Origin of the sequence: Pandoraea commovens, from assembly GCF_902459615.1 — a bacterium.
GTDB classification, from domain to species: domain Bacteria; phylum Pseudomonadota; class Gammaproteobacteria; order Burkholderiales; family Burkholderiaceae; genus Pandoraea; species Pandoraea commovens.
Map to the genome: position 1 here is coordinate 285,884 of NZ_CABPSA010000008.1, position 18,274 is coordinate 304,157.

Consider the following 18,274-nt stretch of genomic DNA (forward strand, 5'->3'; position numbering starts at 1 on the left):
CATCGGACGTCGCCGCCGCTGCGGTCGTGGCCGCAGACGCGCGGCGGATTTGTCCGATCTTGCCTCATTTTCGAAAGCTGGATGCCCGACGCCGCAGCAAGATTGCCGGTCTCAACCGGGGAGGCCGGCGTCCGCACACGTCACGGCCCCCTGCCACGACCAGGGAGCGTCGCGATGCAGGTCAACACTTTCCTCGTTCACGGTGACATCGATCACCACCGCCACGACAAGCTCATCGGCGACGTTGCCGGGCGCGCGAGCTTGTTGCCGGAAGCCGGGCCATTGGGCATCTTCGGAGCGGTCGTCGGGCACGACGGCAGTGGTGCGGCATTGCCGGACATCGGCCCCTACGATTTCTCCAACGCCACGCGCGTGACCGATGCCATGCCGCTGGGCAGCACGGGTGCGGCCATTCGCATGTCGCTCACACCGCACGCGGATATGCCTCAGTACGTCGTCAAGGCGTGCCCGAGCGCGGGGCATGCCGCGCAGGCATGGCTGGCGTCGCGACTCTTCGGCGCAGTGGGACTGGCGACGCCTACGGCCGTGCTGGTGCGCGGGTGCTCGCAAGCGTTCGATGGGACGCACGATCCGGCGCGCGTCTATCTGGCAACGACGTTTCTGTCCCGATATCAAGATCTCGGCGACTGGCTGGAGAGTGACGATGCGTGGCGTGTCTTCGAAGGCGCATCCGGTGCCGATGGACCCGGCGCGCGCGACATCTCCCGGTTGCAATCGGCGAGGGACGAGGCGACGGCGGCGGGACGGCAGATGGCGGGAATGGTGGCATCCAACGGCGCGCCGTTCCATGCGCTGAGCGGCGAGGCGGCGAAGGGGTATGCCGATGCACTGGCGCGTCGCAATGTCATGCGCCATCGGCTTTGTCACGCGTTGCCGGACGTCTATCAATGTGCGCTCGAGCGTCACTATGTCGCCGCGCTCTGGCTCGGCAACCGGGATATGTGCAACGTCTTCATGGAGAACATCGGCGTCTGGCGGGACAAGAACGACCTGCCGTATGCGATGTCGCTCGACTTCGACTCGGCGGATTTCGCCGCCACGCTTGAGGCTAACGCGCTAGCGGATGTCTCTCAACCCTACGGCGATCGTTACGCACCCTTTGCCCGTCGTCTGAAGGGACTCACGGGCGGGGCGTCGAACAAGACAGTGCACGACGAATTGAAGAACCCGGTCGGCGTGCGTGCACTGGCGGCCGAAATGGCCTACCGGCTCGGCCGGATTTCTGCGCAGGACATTCGGCCGTGGGCGCAAAGCGCGCATGCAGTGGCGAGGGCCGGAGATGCGGCGTGCGGTACTTCACCCGGCGCTGCGGCCGCGTGCTGCGAACCGGATGCGCTCGTGCCCCGGCTGCTGGCGCAACGCGATCACTTGGTGGAGCGCCTCGGCGGCACGTGGGCCGCGCAAACCTGGGCGCACATGTATGGCACGCGTGCTAAGGCGATTGATGCTCGGCAGGCGCCGTTCCGGTGTGCGGGGCAGCGTTAATCGCCGACGGTGGCCTCAGACGCTTCGGCGTCTGAGCGCCATCTGACCGTCAGGTCGCCGACGGCATCCCCAGCAATGCCGGTGCGGCGCTCACGAGCGTATCGATGGCGGCGCGCAGCTTGGGAGACGGATGACGCGTGTCGGGCCAGACCAGATGCAACGGTGTGCCCGGCACGCGAATCTGCGGCAGCAAGCGCACCAGTGTGCCGTCGTCGATCGCGCGCATGATGACCCAGTGTGGCATGCAAGCGATGCCGAGCCCCTGTTCGGCGGCTTCCACGAGCGCGATCAGATCGTCGAGGATGAAGCGCGGCGAGCGATGCGGACCGTCGGCGGGCATCATCGGCGTGGGCCATCGATACAGATTGCCCGCACGTCCGTACATCAGACATTCGTGAGCGGCGAGATCTTCAACCGTCTGCGGTGTGCCGTACGTTGCCAGATAAGCAGGGGACGCGCACAGCATCATCGTCTGCTCGCCCAGCGAACGCGCTTTGAGTCCGGGCGTATCGTGGAGCCGCCCGCTGCGCACGGCCAGATCGTAGCCTTCCTCCACCAGATCGATGCGGCTGTCGCAGAACGCCATCTCGAGGCGCAATTGCGGATGCGCCTTCGCCAGCGTCAGCAACACGGGCGCGATGCACTGCCGCCCGATGTGCACGGGCATCGTTACGCGCAGCTTGCCCATCGGCGTTTGCGAACCGGCGCTCAGTTCGTCTTCTGCCTCGGACAATTCCGTCAGCACCTTCGTGCAACGTTGATAGAACGTCTGGCCTTCGCCGGTCAGGTGCTGGCTGCGGGTGGTGCGGTGGAACAGACGTACGCCCAGCCGCGTTTCCAGTCGACCGATACGTTTGGCGACGGCCGAGCGGGTGAGGTGCAGCCGTTCGGCCGCGCCCGCAAAGCTTCCGGCGTCGACCGCCGCGACGAATGCCGAGATGCCCGAAAGCCGGTTGGGTGTGTAGGTCTCATTGGTTCTCATAAGTCGCCAATTAGTAGAGAATTTACCGTCACTGCTGCGAAGTATTCTCCAATAAGCTGATCCTTGTCCACCCGGCACACTGGGATATCCGTTTTGAAAACGTCGACGAGGAAATTGGCAATGACAACGATGCAGCAATGGCAAATGACGACGCTGGGCGAAGCCTCGCTCAAACTGGCGAGCGTGGAAGTCCCGACGCCCGGGGCGGGCCAGGTGCTAGTGAAGGTCAACGCAGTGTCGCTCAACTATCGCGACGCCCTCATGATCGACACCGGCATGGGATTGCCGGTGACATTTCCGTTCGTGCCCGGTTCGGACATGGCAGGGGAAGTGGTGGCCGTGGGCGATGGCGTGACGCGGGTGAGCGTGGGCGAGCGCGTTATCAACACGTTCTGGGATCGCTGGGACGAGGGGGAACTGGCACCGGCCGGTTTGCAGATCTTCGGTGGCACCTTACAGGGTGTGCTTCGGGAGTACGCGGTATTCGACCAGGCGGCGCTGGTGCGCGCGCCGTCCACGCTTGACGATGTGGCCGCGTCGACGTTGACGTGTGCCGGGCTGACCGCGTGGTTTGCGCTGTTCGGGACTGGCCGCAAGCTCGCGCCCGGCGAGACGGTGCTGTCCATCGGCACGGGCGGTGTGGCATTGTTTGGCGCGCAACTGGCGCTTGCACGCGGGGCAAAGGCCATCGTCGTGAGCGGCAGCGAGGAAAAGCTGGCCCGCGCGGCGGCGCTGGGGGTGACGCACGGGGTCCAACGTCGGGAAGGTTGGGCGGACGAGGTCCGTCGACTGACCGAGGGGCGGGGCGTCGAGCAGGTGCTGGAACTGGCTGGCGGCGACATGCGCGAGACGATGTCGGCGCTCGCGCCCAACGGCAAAGTCTCGGTGATCGGCACGCTGGGCGGGGATTTCCTGCAAATCCCGGTCTATCCGGTGCTGCTCAAGCGGGCGCATGTGCAGGGCATCGGGGTGGGGCACCGGCAGGGGCTGGAGGCGCTCAGTGCGATGATCGACCGCCACGGCATTACGCCGGTGGTGGACGCCGTCTACGACTTTGCCGACGCCGCGCAGGCGCTGTCTCACCTGCGCCGCGGGGCGTTCGGCAAGGTGGTGGTGCGTGTCTCCGGGTCAGTTGCCTAACGTCCCAAGCTCGCATAAACTATCGACGCCACAAACCCCGCGTGACTGGCGATTAGGGCCCACACCCTTGTGTGCCCGAGGTGGAGCAACCCACCGGGAAGCGCCGGGGTCTTATTTGCCGTTCGCCTGGGCAGCCGTGATGGTTGGTGCTGCCCTGTCTATCGTCTTCCGAAGCACAAAGGAAGACGCGCCGCAGCATCCCCTCCCGGAAAATCTGTTCAACTCAACGGAACCGCCATGTTCGACAAATCGAAATCTACCGTTGCCTCCGTCGATCCCGACGTCTGGGCAGCGATTCAGAAAGAAAACCAGCGTCAGGAAGATCACATCGAACTGATCGCGTCGGAAAACTACACCAGCCCGGCCGTGATGGAAGCGCAGGGTTCGCAGCTGACCAACAAGTATGCGGAAGGTTATCCGGGCAAGCGCTATTACGGCGGTTGCGAGTATGTCGACGTCGTCGAACAACTGGCGATCGACCGTGTGAAGGCACTGTTCGGCGCAGAAGCCGCCAACGTGCAGCCGAACTCGGGCTCGCAGGCTAACCAGGGCGTGTACTTCGCCATGCTCAAGCCGGGCGACACGATCATGGGCATGAGCCTCGCGCACGGCGGTCACCTCACGCACGGTTCGCCGGTCAACATGTCGGGCAAGTGGTTCAACGTCGTGAGCTACGGCCTGAACGAAGCCGAAGACATCGATTACGACGCCGCCGAGAAGCTGGCGCAACAACACAAGCCGAAGATGATCGTGGCAGGCGCCTCGGCCTTCGCGCTGAAGATCGATTTCGAGCGCATGGCCAAGATCGCCAAGTCGGTCGGCGCTTATTTCATGGTCGACATGGCGCACTACGCCGGTCTGATCGCCGCGGGTGTGTACCCGAACCCGGTGCCGCACGCCGACTTCGTCACCACGACCACGCACAAGAGCCTGCGCGGCCCGCGCGGTGGCGTGATCCTCATGAAGGCGGAGTTCGAGAAGTCGATCAACTCGGCCATCTTCCCGGGCATTCAGGGTGGTCCGCTCATGCACGTGATCGCCGGTAAGGCCGTCGCGTTCAAGGAAGCCGCATCGCCGGAATTCAAGGAATACCAACAGCAAGTCGCGAAGAACGCACGCGTGATGGCCGAGACGCTGGTCAAGCGCGGTCTGCGTATCGTGTCGGGCCGTACCGAATCGCACGTGATGCTGGTCGACCTGCGCGCCAAGAACATCACAGGTAAGGCTGCCGAAGCCGCGCTGGGCGAAGCGCACATCACCGTCAACAAGAACGCGATTCCGAACGATCCGGAAAAGCCGTTCGTGACGAGCGGTGTCCGTCTGGGCTCGCCGGCGATGACCACGCGTGGTTTCAAGGAAGCCGAAGCAGAAAAGGTCGGCAACCTGATCGCCGACGTGCTGGACAACCCGGAAGACGCTGAAAACCTGGCCCGCGTGCGCGCACAAGTGGCTGAGTTGACCAAGCGTTTCCCGGTCTACGGCTAAGCCACGGCGTCGCACGCATGCGCTGCCCGTTCTGCCGGCACGACGACACGCAGGTCATCGACTCGCGTGAAGCGGAAGACGGCGCCGCCATCCGGCGGCGTCGGAAATGCCCGTCGTGTGACAAGCGCTTCACGACTTACGAGCGCGTCGAACTCGCTATGCCGGTCGTCGTCAAGAAAGACGGCAGTCGCGCCGAGTACGACCGCGCGAAAGTGCGCGCCAGTATGCAGTTGGCGATTCGCAAGCGCCCTGTCAGTGCCGAAGCGATGGATGCCGCGATTGCGCGCATCGAGTACAAGCTGCTGGCCGGTGCCGAGCGTGAAGTGATCAGCCAGCGCATCGGCGAACTCGTGATGCGCGAGTTGAAGCGGTTGGACAAGATTGCGTACATCCGCTTCGCGTCGGTGTATCGAAGCTTCGAAGACATCGCAGAGTTCCGCGATGTCCTTGAGGAAATCGACAGTCCAGACGTCAAGCCCAAGCGCAAGCCGGTGGCCTGAGCACGGGTGGCATACGCTGCCAGCGTTTAAGCCTGCCGGACAGACCTAGGTGGGGAAAGCCCCGCCGGTCGAATGAATGACGAAAAACCCGTCGAGCCTGAAAGGGCGCGACGGGTTTTTTTATGGGCATCCGCACGGCATCCTCATACGTTGATAACGGACATCCTCGACGTGGAACTACCCGAAATTCACGCATGGGACGCGGCTGAAAGGTGCTGTCACGCTGTTGCGCGGGCGCTGTACGCATCGACGCTTTTGGGGAAATAAGAAGCGGAATAAACATTGTTTTGGGATGACTCTGAAAATATTTAAATGATTATGATAAGAATCATCCCAAATGAAAATTCTGATTGAATTATAGGGTAAGTACTAAAAATTATCCGAGTTGACAGGATTTCGATAGTTCGTCTCTAGAATTCACAACCTTGATGGTGGCAGGCGTGTCGCCGTTTTGGCGATAGCGAGTTAATTCGCTATTTGATGTGAATTGAAATAAGAGATTTATCGAATGCAAAAGAATCATCCGAAGTCGAATGTCCTGCGTCAGACGAAGGTTTGTGTGGCAGCTGCAGCGGTGGTGACCGCCGTGTTGCCCGTCTACGTTCAAGCGCAAGCGGTGCCACAGCAGCTTGCACAATGGGAAATTAATCGCAATGATCGAATTTCGGAAATTGCGAGTGCAATCGGAGGTTTAAGGGGGGATATCGATAGGGCGAGAATTACATCACGTTTTGCCGATGGAATCGATATTCAATTGTCTTTGGTAAATAAGGTTGTTGCCGATGCTGTGGGGAACGAGGATAGAGAGAAATCTTTCAGGCATCTGGCGTCCTCCATTGCCGATGATCTAAAGATCGAAGATGCGCTGCTTACCGATGCGGGTCGTAAGCAAAAGCTTGCACTGTCGGCGCTTAAGGAAAAGCTCGAAGAAGCCGCTGCCGCAGCAGGGGGTGGTCGGCAAGACGACATCGATCGTGCGCAAAAGGCACTGGAAACGGAGGTCGCAAAGCATGCTCGTTTTCTCGCCGACAGTGAACAGGCGTTGGAGGCGCTCAAGCGCGAAGCGCGTCTGCTGGGGACGAAACGCGACCGCGTGCAAGGTGTGACGTCCGAGGTCGAGCTCAACGGACTCACCAATACCCGTCAGCTCCGCGTCACCACGTCGAACGTAGCGACGCTTGGGGGGGCGCTGACGTGGAGCGACAGACATCTGACGAATTTCATGGGGGCGGACGCGACGACCGACACCCACAATGCGCTTGGCAAGGACAGCATTCTTGAATTCACCCGTCGCTCGGGAGAGGAGTCGGATGCGATCGGAGGAACGGGCGGCGTGCGCGACGTGGGCACGCTCCACGCGCGCGGGTCAGCGGACCACGATGTGCGGGTCGACGGCGGTACGCTGAATGTTCACCGGAAGATAGGGGGCGAAGGCCGACTCGGCGTCACGGTCGGCAAGGGAGGCACGCTGCACTTTGCCGACGGTGGCATCGGCGTCTCGTCGGATGCGAAGGACGTGACGTTGTGGGCCGGTCGCAGCGAAAAGGGATCGCCTGAAGGCGGGGCCATCGAGTTTGGTAAGCACACGAGCGCGGGCACGGCAACGATCATCCTGAAAAAGGGCGGAAGCCTGCACTTCGCCGAGGGTGCGAACGCTGGCGTCAGCGACATCGACATCGCACAGGGGGCGAGCGCGACGTTCCATTCGGCGAATGCCGCTATTGCGAGCATCCAGAACGACGGGACGCTCACGTTGCAGGCAGGGTCGAAGGCCGGTCGCGCCGATATCGTAAACCAGTCGGGCGCGCTTGCGACGTTCCGGAACGCCGATCTTCAACGCGCCGAACTCGTCAATCTGGGCACGACACATCTGGAACGGACGGCGGGCGGATCGGCGACGTTGATAAACGGTGTCGACGCGCACGTCGACGTGCTCGATTCGGACTTGCAACAACTCGGATTGGCCAACGTCGGTGTCGTTACTCTGCGGGGCAATACGCAAGCGCGCGACGCCAAAATCGAAATGCTGGGCGGCAAGCTGAACATCGCGGATATCGAGGCAACGGCTTCGGAAGGCAAGCCCGATAAGACGCTCTCCCTCGGCTCCCTGAGCGGCATCGGCAAGGTCGTCACGGGCCAGACGAAGCTCGTGCTGGGCGAGCGCAACGAAGACGACCGCTTCGACGGCGAGATCCTGCGCGAGGAGGCGTCGTCCGGCGATCAGTCGAACACGCTGCGCCGCGCAACCAGGTCGACCAAACGATCTGCGGTGTTAACGGGTGCGAGCGTCGTTAAGGTCGGTACCGGTGACCTGACGCTGGGCGGTGACCAGCGTGGCGTGGATAGCCTGCGCGTCGAAGGCGGCAGTGTGACGGCCGCACATGCAAATGCATTGGGCTCGGGCACAGTGACAGTGACGGATAAGGGCGGAGTCAAGCTCGCGTCCGATGTCGACGGCGTGAACCACATCGACAATGCCGGTCGGATCGATCTCGGCACGAACAAGCTGGCTGTGCAGAAGTACACGTCGAAGGCGGGCGCGAAAATCAGTTCGCATGTGTCTCGCGTGGGGGATAACGTCGCCGGTGGTGCGATTCAGGTGTCGGAAGACAGCGACTTCACGAACACGGCCATCGACGTCACCGTTGCCAACGACATCGCGCTGGCTGAGGTTCAGGACAAGCTCGGCGTGGTGAGCGTGGCCGAGGGGAAGACGGCCAAGCTCGGCAAAGTCACGATCGGCAGCATCGTCGGCGGGAAGACGGTCGATCCGACCGATCCGACGACGACCACTGATCCCACGGACCCTACCGATCCTACCGATCCGTCAAACCCTTCGGTCGTCGTCACTAGCCAGAACGTCGTGCAGTACCTGGCGACTGACGGCAATTACAGCGCGAACGAACGGGCGGTGCTGGCGTCGGTCGACGGCGTCACCGTGGGCGATCTGACCTCGGGCAGGATCGGCGGCAAAGTCCTCTCGGAGATGGCACTGCAAACGGCGGGTTCGGACGAGCAACGCCGCTCGGCGAGCCTGCTTTCGGGCGAATCGCTGGTGAACAATGCCCTCGCCGCGCAGGGTGCGACGACGGCGTTCCAGCGTGGCATGCAGTCGCGCATGCTGGCGGGCGGTGCAATGTTCGGCGACAAGACCGCTAACGGTGCGAATGCAGACAGCTACGGCATCGCTGGCTGGGCGTCGTTCTCGGGGGGCAACACGTCGCAACGTAGCGATGCCCTGTCGTTCGACGTGCGCGGCATCGATGGTGCGATCGGTGTCGACAAGCGTATCGGCAGCAACACGGTGGTCGGTGCGTCGATCGGTATGGGCAACCAGAACTCGAAGGCGAAGAGCATGCCGGGCGAGTCAAAGATCAACAGCGTGAGCGTCGGTCTCTATGGTTCGTATCTGAACGACGCCAACCTGTTCGTTGGCGGTGGCGTGTCGTACACCCGTCACAGCGTGACGACGGACCGCACGGTGGCGGCACGCGACGCATCGGCGCGTCTGTCGGGCAAGACGAGCGGTAACACGCTCGGCGCTTTCGGCGAGATCGGCAAACGTTTGGATGTGGCGGGCTTCAACGTCGATCCGTCAGTCGGTGTGCGTCTTGCGTCGACCCGTCTGAATGCGTTTGACGAGACGAATCGCGATGGCGCGGGAAACGACGGACTGAAGGTCGGCGCGCAGTCGCAGACGTCGGCACGCAGCGTGCTGGGCGTGCGCCTCTCGCGTGACGTGATCGACTTCGACGGCGGCAAGGTGACGCCGATGCTGCGTCTGGCGTACGAGCATGAGTTCGGCAATACGCAGACGAGCCTGACGAATTCGCTGTACGGCGCACCGCGCGCGTTCAGCGTGAAGGGCGCGAAGCTGGGCCGAGACGTCTTCACAGCTGACCTCGGCGTCGACCTTCAGCTCAAGAAGCGATTCAACCTGCACGTCGGCGGCAATGTCAGTGTGCGTCAGGGCGAGCGCGCGGTGGGCGGTGGCATTTCGGCGAAGTATCGCTTCTAAGTGATGGGCTGGGCCGCGCGTGTTGCGGCTCGGCTGAATGCGGCGACGAAACCCGTCGTGTCCACGAGGACGCGGCGGGTTTTTTCGTTCCGAATTCCCAAAAACTATCGGAGGAAATGTCGCAATTGCACGGGCAATATGTGGCGTCTCAGCGTCAGGCCCACGTCCGTTTGGGATGGGGCGGATAAAACGCATCCGGGTATGAGCGATTTATTGAAATTTAAAAGAAATCGCATTGGGATTTAACGTTTATTGGATTGATCTTTGATGATTGGGTGAAGTACCAAAGCACATTGATATCGGGAGTATTCGGATAAATCGACTCCAGAATTTGCCGGAATGATGGCGGCCGACAAGCCACTGTCTGAAGCGTGATGAGGAAATTCATCATTTGAGGCGAATTGAATAGGAGTTGTCTAATGCGAGGGAATCTTCCGAAGTCGTATGCGCTGTGTCAGACAAAGATTTATGCGGCGATCATCATGGCAGTGGCGGTGATAGGGGGGGCTCCGAATGCTTCGGCAGGAAGTCTTCAGTCAAGTGGGATAGAAAACAGAGAGCAAAGGTTGAAGGAGCTTATTCCCCTCGATGAGCACCAAAAAAACGTCGAAAAAGAGAAAACGGATGATCATGGAAAAAATATGTCTCTGCTGGGAACGGAGATTCCTATTCATAACTCTCTGACAAACATTACCGATGCCAAAGAGTTGAAGAAGGCTCTGGGGAATCAGGTGGAGGATATACAAAGCGCCATCGACGTTGTTCAAAAGCGGATAGATGAAGGCAAGGAGCTGCCGAAGGATAGGGATCTCATTCAGGCACTGAACGTCCTGAGAGGGAAGGTCGATGCGCTGGCGAATAGCCAGAATCCATTGGCCGGGCCGGAGCGCACTGCCTTGGATGATCTCTTGACGAGGGATGCGAACAAATTCAAGGAGTCGCTCGCGGCATTGGTTCAGGCAAAGAAGGATTCCGAGGTCGTGGGCTATAAGCTTCAACGTTGGCGTGACGCCGACGATGAAAAGACGGCGAGTCGTCTGAGCGTCACCAAGGAATTGAACGCCTCTGCCAACGGGGTGGATCTTGTTCCTAATACCGACTACGTCACATGGAATGACAAGAACCAGATCAACTTCATGTCGGATGACGCGCCTGTTGATGGCCAGTCGCTGATCGATGCCGAAACGACGCTTGAGATTTCGGCGCGCTCCGGGCGATTGTCCGACGCCATTTACGGCGCTACCAATCAGCAGCGGGACGTGGGGACGATCCGAGCGGTCAACGGCGCAAATCACACGGTGCGTGTCGATGGCGGCACGCTCTCCGTTCATCAGGGCATCGACGGGGAAGGCACCCTGACGATGAATGTGGGCAGCAAGGGGGCGCTCAATTTCGTGGAAGGCGGGGAGGGCATTTCGGATGCCGCGCAGCACGTCACGCTGAGTGCGGGGAAATCGGATGGGCAGCCACCGGACGCACCGGGGGGCACGATCGAGTTCTTCAAGGGAACGAGTGCCGGTGCGGCGAGGCTCCAGATCCACGATGCAGGCGCACTCACATTCAACCCGGGCTCGACTGGCGGCCGTAGCGTCATCGACGTCGAGAAGGGCGGAGTCGTCGGGTTCGACGAGGCAAATGCCGCCGACGCTACGATCTTTAACAGTGGGTTCGTGGGGATGCGAAAAGCCAGGGGGGGCGCCGGGGTCATTGAAAACAGGAAGGACGGGCTACTCGCTGTGGTGGATAGCGATCTGGAGACGCGCCAGATCGTCAACGCTGGCCTGACCAATCTTTCCGGAACGACAACGGCGGACTCGGCAACCATCGCAATGGAAGACGGCGTGCTCAGTCTGGTGGACTTCGAATCCAACCTCCGAGACGATCCACCGGCCGAACGGTCACTCACCATCGGCTCGCTTTCGGGCAGCGGTCAAGTGATCACTGGCGGCAAGACGCTCAAACTCGGCGCGCTTGGCAAAGATGACGTCTTCAGCGGCGATATCGTCAAGCTCGACACCGATAAGGTCGGTGCCACCGTCGCCAAAGTCGGCACCGGCAACCTCACGTTCAGCGGTGACCAGAGCGGCATCGATTCGCTGACGGTCGAGAACGGTACGCTCACCGCAGCACACCGCAACGCCCTCGGTACCGGCCTGCTCGCGCTCTGGGCACCCGGTACGATCTCGCTGGCCAACGATGTCTATGACGTCAGGAAATTCGAGAATGCCGGCACGCTCAAACTCCACGGTTACCGGATCGTGATGGATGAGTACGAATCGAAAGGCAAGGATGCCAGGATCGAGTCGGACGCCAAGCGTGATCCGAATGCGCCCGATGAAGTGCATCGCGGCACGATTCATATCAAAAAGAAGGGCGACTTTACGGATACCAAGATCGTTCTGACCCCGGATGGATCGGTGACCCCTAAAGAACTGCTCGACAAGAAGATTCAGGTCGTCACGCATGATCCCGATGCCGACGTGAAACTCGGCGAGGTCGACTACGGCAGTATTCCGACACAGCCGGGCGAAGGGGGCGGCGACGGCGGCGACGGTGACGTCGTCATCGATCCGGGCAAGGAGATTGCGTTTCTCGACCCCAGTGCTCCCTACACCGGCAACGAGAAGGGCCTGCTCGATTCGCTTCAGGGCGTGACGCTCAACGACATCATCGAGGGCCGGGTGGGCGGTGCAGTCCTCGGGCAGTTGGTGCTGCTTCCCGCAGGCTCCGCCGAGCAGCGTCGTGCGGCGCGCATGCTCTCGGGCGAATCGCTTGTGAACAATGCGGATGCTGCTTATAACGCGTCAGACGCCTTTCGCAGCAGCATGCAGACGCGTATGCTCGCGGGCGGCTCGCTGCCCGACTGCAATGCAACCAACGGGCAGCGCGCGGGCCAGAACGGCGTGTCGGTCTGGGGCTCGTTCAAGGGCGCGGGCGCGAATCGAAGTGACGGCGAACAGAGCTTCTCGATCTCGGGCATCGACGGCGCCTTTGGTGTCGACAAACGCCTCAATCAGAACGCGCTCGTGGGTGTCGCGTTCGGGTTGGGCAGCCGGACGTCCCGCGCCGACGATCTGCCAGGGGACGCCAGCATCAGAAGCGCCAGCGTCGGCCTGTACGGCTCGTATCTGAGCGACGCACGCTGGTTCGCCAACGGCGGCCTCTTCTTCACCAACCATAACGTGACGACCGAGCGCACCGTGGCCGCGCACGATGTGTCTGCACGTGTGTCCGGCAAGACCAGTGGCCGCACGCTCGGGCTGTTCGGCGAAGTCGGTCAGCGTGTGCTTGCCGGCGGTATGAACGTCGACCCGTTTATCGGCATGCGGATCGCCTCGACGCGTCTGAACGGCTACGACGAAACGGATCGCGACGCCGGACAGGGTAACAACGGCCTGCACGTCGGGTCGCAGATCAGCAACTCGCGACGGGCCATTCTCGGCGTGCGTCTGTGGCGCGAGTTGGTGAATACGAGCGGCGGCAGCGTGATTCCGTCATTAAGGCTGGCGTACGAACACGAGTTCGGCGATACGCAAAGCAGCCTCACGAACGCCATTTATGGTGCACCGCGTGCGTTCACGGTAAAGGGTGTCAAGCTCGGCCGCGATATCTTCACCGCCGATCTGGGCGCAGACGTGCGCGTCACCCGGCAACTCAACGTCCATGTCGGCGGCAATCTGAGCCTGCGCTCGGGGGAGAAGGCCATCGCGGGTGGCGTAACGGCGAAGTACATGTTCTGACGTGAACGCCAGCGACAGGCGCCACAGCGCGTGTCGCAACAAGGAGGCCCCCAAAAGCAAACCGCCCGGTCAACGCCGGGCGGTTTGTTATTTCTGTGGTGCGTCGATGTCGTCAGAACGAGTGCGACACCCCGATGTAGGCACCCATCTGGTTCTTGCCCGCAGGCGGATTGTCCAGCGAGTCGCTCGGAATTGCCGCTACCGAGAAGCTCTGGCCCGAGCTGTTCATCACGTACGCGATCGTGCCGTACAGGAAGGTACGTTTCGAGAGGTTGTAAGTGGTGCCCAGTTCGGCCATCGTGGCGTGCCCGAAGCCGCCTGCCACGTTGACGTGATAGACCGCCGCGTTTGCGGCCCACGCTGCCGTCGCCTGATACTTCACCCCGGCCCAGTAGTGGTCGGCGCGTGTGGCGAAGTTGGGGGCGGGTGCGTCCGGCGCGGACATGTGCGTGTAGCCCAGCGAGATCGTGAAGCGGTTCAGGAAGATATTCGCACCGGCGAAATATTCCCGCGAGGTAGCGAATATGTCGGTGAAGCGTCCGTTGGTGTCGCGAATTTCGTCATACAACGCGCGCAACTGGAACCGGTCGTGCGTGTACGTCAGCTGTGCGCCCATGCCACGGCCGTTGTTGAACTGCCCGGCGATGTTGGAGAAGGCGTACTGACCGGCAATGTCGAACCCGCGCCAGTTCGGGCTTTGATAATTGACGGTATTGCTCGCCTGCGGCCAGTTACGTCCGCGTACCAGCGACGCCGACGAGAAGGCCTGCTGCTGGAACGGATCGAAGTCCCAGACACCGTTGCTGATGAACAGGTTGCGTCCGAGCGTCAACTGGCCCCACGAGCGGGAGTTGAAGCCGACCAGGGCACGGCGGTCGAAGATCGAACCCGAGCCGTTGTTGTTGTAGCCGTTCATCAACTGGAAGCCGCCTTCCAGATTGAATACCGCATGCAATCCCTGTCCGAGATCTTCGTAGCCGCGCAGGCCGAACAGGCTCGTGCCGTAGTCGCCGCCCTGTGCGCTGAAGCGCGAGGTGGTGCCACCGTTGCCGTCCTGCAAGTTATTCATGAACTGAAAGCCGCCGTCGACGCGGCCATAGAGTTGCACGCTCGATTGCGCGTGCGCAAACGTACCGATGCCGCAAAGCAGGCTTGCTGCAATGAGCTTCTTCTTCATGATCTGCTCCCCAGGTTGCGTTTTGCCCCGCACCTTCTTTTGCGTGGTTATGCCCGTCGTCGTCGCGACACGCCCGCGCGGGGGCGTGCACAGACATCGGCGGAAAAGCCTGAAATTTCGTTACGAGTGACGAGAAATCGGCAAGCGGGGACGCCTGGGCAACGGGCGCCGCGTGGGGGAACGCGGCCGGTTGCGAGTGATGCCTGCACGTTCTGCATATCCATTTCGGACACTTCGAACAATTCGAACGTCACGCTCTGGCTTTCAGAGATCGTCGTCATGGCAGTCCACTGGCGTTGGGTCGGCGACAGCGCGATGCGCGCGCTGCCATGCGACCGGAGTGCGTGGCGGGAAGGGGCGTAACGATCCAGCTTGTGGGTCGATTAAGTTCGCATTACGTACGATTTCTCGACGCGATACAAACGCACCTTCGCCTGATTGGCTTCTTTATATCCGAATTCCTCCTGATGCAACATAAGGGAAAGGCTTAGTTTTTCGACTGTTGCGCGCCAACAACCAGAAAGCGCCCGGCGTGACATTCCTGTGGCGAAAAGTCCCGTGGGGACGTTTCAGTCATCCGTTTTGGTCTGCGGCTCAGGCACGTCGGTCCGGCGCACCAAAGGCTTCCATCTTGCTGGCGAGGTGCGTGAGCAAGCGGTTGGCGGCACCGGACAAGCGTCGCCCGGCGCGCGTAATCAGATGCGCCTCGGCACTGTTGAGAATCGGATGGTCGATGGGCAGGGCGCGCAACACGCCAGCGTCGATTTCCTGCGAGACGGCAAAGGTCGGCAAGAACGTTGCGCCGAGACCGGCCCGCACGAAGTGCTTGAGCACAGAAATCGAGTTGGTCGTGACCGTTGGCACGAGCCGGTGCTTCTCCGACTGCTCGGCCAGTTCCATCAGTTGACGCGTGCCGTAGGCGCCGTGCATGAGCGCGAGCGGCACATCGTAGAGCGCGTCGAGTGTGAGCGTGCCGAGCTTGTCCGCCTTCGCGATCAGGGGCGAGCCGGGGGCGACGATCGCGTGCACCGGTTGCGCCAACTGGGCGCGAGAGACGATCTTGGGCTCGGCGGGCGGGTTGTAGACGAGTCCGATGTCCGCATCGTCTTCCGCCACGAGCCGCATCACTTCGTTCGTCCCTGCGAGATCGAGCGTGAGGGTGATGTCGGGATAGCGCTTGCAGAAGAATTGCAGCGGCGCCCCCATCAGATCGCTGACGAAGCCCTCGCCGACGGCCAGCCGGATATGGCCGCGCCGCAGTCCGCGCACTTCCTGAAGCTTGGCGAGCAAGTCCTCCTGGTGCGCGCGCTGCTCGCGGTAGTACTCCATGAGCAAACGGCCAGCCTGCGTCAGGTGGACCCCGCGCTTGTGACGTTCGATGAGCGGTAGCGCCAATTCGGCCTCCAGCAAGGCGATCTGGCGGCTGACGGCGGACGGGGCGATGTCGAGTCTGTCGGCGGCGGCGCGCACCGTGCCGCACTGGACGGCTTCGAACAGATACGACAGACGGCTTTCGTTGATGGCGGGTGTCATGCCCTAAAGACTAATAATTAGAACAAAAATGTTCAAGCGTTGTCATTGAGCGTCATTTTTTTTCAATCCACACTGCGAAGCATGCGGATCGGCCCCGACGCCGTGCAACGAACCCAGGCGAGGCCCGGTGTCGGCGGTCCGATTCCGCGCCACTCACCCCTCGGAGGCACCCGATGAGCCTGACGATTCCACCGCGCAATTCGCGATTCGGCATCGATCATCCGCTGGTGACGGTCCATGACCATCCGCGGCGGCTGGCGCATTACGAGCGCATGGGATTTGCCCCGTCGCCGGTCTCGTATCACCCGTGGGGCACGGTCACGTCGCTGATGATGTTCGGCGACAACTTCATCGAACTGATCGGCGTGGACGACGCGAGCAAGTTCGGCACGAACGCCGTTGGCGACTTCTGCTTCGGACGCTATCTCTGCAGCTTCCTCGCCCGCGAAGAGGGCGTCTCCCTGGTTGCACTGCACAGTAAGGACGCTCGCGCCGACCATACCCGCCTCACGCAGGCCGGGCTGGAGACGCAGGGCATCATCGATTTTCGCCGCGCGATGCGCAAACCCGATGGCGCGCCCGACGAGGCCGTGGTGGCGCTGGGCCTGTTCATCGACGACGCGCTCGGTGACGCTTCCAATTTCATCTGCCACCAGCATCGCCCCGAGCTGATCTGGGTGCCCGAGTGGCAGAACCACGCGAACGGTGTCACCGGCATCGTCGGTATTACGTACGTGACGCCCGACACGGTGTCGTTGCGCACGCTCGCCACACGCTGGCAGCGCATGTACGGTGCGCGCCACGTCGATTTGTACGACGGCGGCGCAGTGGCCGACACGGGGTGCGGGCACTTGCGGGCGATGTCGCCGCAGCGCGCCGAAGCGCGTTATGCCGCCGTAGGCCTGCCGATGGCGCAGGGCGTACGCACGCACGCCGTGGCGATCACGCTGCTCACGCCGGATCTGGCGCACGTCGAGGCGTTGTGGCGGGAGAACGGCGTGCCCTATGGCTATAACGAGCATGGACTGGTAGTGGAGCCCGAATTCGCGGGCAATGTGGTGCTGGAGTTCGTCAATCACTAGCGCCCGCCGCAAAACGCATCAACACATAACGATCCCCTGAATTTACTCACCGACCGGATGTCACGGGCGGTGTCGAGCAACGCGGCGTCGCCCGTGGGGGCGGCGTCATCTTCGCAGTCAAATTGGAGTCAACATGAAAATCATCGGAGTGGTCGGACTGGGCAATATGGGACGCGGCATGGCGCTGTCGTTGCAGCGCGGCGGTTTCACGGTGCTTGGGTTCGATCCGTCGCCGGCCGCCGGTGCCGCGCTGGCGCAGGCCGGTATCGGTCTGCGCGCGTCGGTCGCCGAACTGGCTCGCGAAGCCGACGCCCTCGTGCTGTCGCTGCCGACGTCGCAAGTCGTCGAGGCCGTGGTGAACGGCGCGGACGGCATCGCCGCGAACGGGCGTGAAGGTCTGGTCGTGGTCGACACGTCGACGGCCGATCCGGAAAGCACCCGCGCGCTGGCCGTGACGCTGCGCGAAAAAGGCATTGCCCTGGTCGACGCGCCGGTCTCCGGTGGCCCGAAGGGCGCGCTGAACGGCGCACTCACGATGGTGCTGGGCGGCTCGGCCGAAGACGTCGCCCGCATCGAGCCGGTGCTCGCCGCCATGTCGGCCAAGCGCGTGCACATCGGTGACGTGGGTGCCGGTCACGTGACCAAACTGATCAACAACCTGATGTGCGCCGCCCACCTCGTGGTGGCCGGTGAAGCGATGCGTCTGGCGAAAGCTGCTGGCGTTGCCCCGGAGCAAGTGCTCGAAGGCCTGAACGCCGGGTCGGGCCGCAGTGGCATCACGCAAACCAACTATCCGACGTGGATCCTGAACGACGCCTTCGACTCCGGCTTCACGATGAAGCTCATGCGCAAGGACGTGCGTCTGGCCATGGCGCTGGCCGAGCAGACGGGCACGCTCGCCACGGGCCCGCTGTCGGCGGAAGTCGGACGCCTGTGGGCCGCGAGCGCCGCGACCGTGGGCGACGACGAGGACTTCAACCGCATCGTGCAATTCATCGAGCCGGGCCGCGCCTGAGCGCCGCGCACCTGCATCGATGCTTTACGACGTACCTCTCTGATTTTTTGTTTTGACGACACGATGCGCACCTGAGTGCGCATCGCACGGAGCTTT

The 18,274-nt window shown here is 62.1% G+C and carries 11 protein-coding genes and 1 riboswitch; of the genes, 8 read left to right on the forward strand and 3 right to left on the reverse strand.

Translation table 11 applies throughout. From position 1 onward, the window contains the following. Nucleotides 1–174: 174 nt before the first annotated feature. On the forward strand, nt 175–1,506 hold the full coding sequence (locus PCO31010_RS21625) for a hypothetical protein (protein WP_150666080.1): 1,332 nt from the start codon (nt 175–177) through the stop codon (nt 1,504–1,506). A gap of 49 nt (nt 1,507–1,555) precedes the next feature. Here the strand turns inward: PCO31010_RS21625 and PCO31010_RS21630 are convergent, their stop codons facing one another. Then, nucleotides 1,556–2,488, reverse strand: coding sequence for a LysR family transcriptional regulator (locus PCO31010_RS21630; protein WP_150666081.1), 933 nt, complete (start codon nt 2,486–2,488; stop codon nt 1,556–1,558). A gap of 129 nt (nt 2,489–2,617) precedes the next feature. On the opposite strand from PCO31010_RS21630, the gene PCO31010_RS21635 reads away from it, so the two are divergent. The 5 genes from PCO31010_RS21635 to PCO31010_RS21655 all read left to right on the forward strand — a co-directional run bounded on the left by PCO31010_RS21635 (nt 2,618) and on the right by PCO31010_RS21655 (nt 13,371). Next, nucleotides 2,618–3,628, forward strand: coding sequence for a zinc-dependent alcohol dehydrogenase family protein (locus PCO31010_RS21635; RefSeq protein ID WP_150666136.1), 1,011 nt, complete (start codon nt 2,618–2,620; stop codon nt 3,626–3,628). 31 nt (nt 3,629–3,659) lie between these two features. After that, nucleotides 3,660–3,767, forward strand: a riboswitch (ZMP/ZTP riboswitch). A gap of 98 nt (nt 3,768–3,865) precedes the next feature. Further along, nucleotides 3,866–5,113 carry a serine hydroxymethyltransferase gene (gene glyA, locus PCO31010_RS21640; RefSeq protein ID WP_150666082.1) on the forward strand — a complete coding sequence of 416 codons (1,248 nt, stop codon included), beginning with the start codon at nt 3,866–3,868 and terminating at the stop codon, nt 5,111–5,113. Nucleotides 5,114–5,130: 17 nt separating this feature from the next. Then, nucleotides 5,131–5,613, forward strand: coding sequence for a transcriptional regulator NrdR (nrdR, locus tag PCO31010_RS21645; RefSeq protein WP_039396961.1), 483 nt, complete (start codon nt 5,131–5,133; stop codon nt 5,611–5,613). 754 nt (nt 5,614–6,367) lie between these two features. After that, nucleotides 6,368–9,631: an autotransporter family protein gene (locus PCO31010_RS21650; RefSeq protein WP_174985027.1), complete on the forward strand. Its 3,264-nt coding sequence runs from the start codon at nt 6,368–6,370 to the stop codon at nt 9,629–9,631. 419 nt (nt 9,632–10,050) lie between these two features. Beyond that, nucleotides 10,051–13,371, forward strand: a complete 3,321-nt coding sequence (locus PCO31010_RS21655; protein WP_150666084.1) for an autotransporter family protein — start codon at nt 10,051–10,053, stop codon at nt 13,369–13,371. A gap of 112 nt (nt 13,372–13,483) precedes the next feature. Here the strand turns inward: PCO31010_RS21655 and PCO31010_RS21660 are convergent, their stop codons facing one another. Together PCO31010_RS21660 and PCO31010_RS21665 are read right to left on the reverse strand one after the other, a co-directional pair. Continuing rightward, nucleotides 13,484–14,548 carry a porin gene (locus PCO31010_RS21660; RefSeq protein WP_150666085.1) on the reverse strand — a complete coding sequence of 355 codons (1,065 nt, stop codon included), beginning with the start codon at nt 14,546–14,548 and terminating at the stop codon, nt 13,484–13,486. A gap of 594 nt (nt 14,549–15,142) precedes the next feature. Beyond that, nucleotides 15,143–16,081 carry a LysR family transcriptional regulator gene (locus PCO31010_RS21665; RefSeq protein WP_150666086.1) on the reverse strand — a complete coding sequence of 313 codons (939 nt, stop codon included), beginning with the start codon at nt 16,079–16,081 and terminating at the stop codon, nt 15,143–15,145. Nucleotides 16,082–16,254: 173 nt separating this feature from the next. Between PCO31010_RS21665 and PCO31010_RS21670 the strand changes: the two genes are divergently transcribed. Further along, nucleotides 16,255–17,163: a VOC family protein gene (locus PCO31010_RS21670; RefSeq protein WP_150666087.1), complete on the forward strand. Its 909-nt coding sequence runs from the start codon at nt 16,255–16,257 to the stop codon at nt 17,161–17,163. Nucleotides 17,164–17,203: 40 nt separating this feature from the next. Beyond that, a complete protein-coding gene (locus tag PCO31010_RS21675; RefSeq protein ID WP_281357769.1) occupies nt 17,204–18,178 on the forward strand; it encodes an NAD(P)-dependent oxidoreductase in 975 nt (324 codons plus the stop codon). Nucleotides 18,179–18,274: the final 96 nt, after the last annotated feature.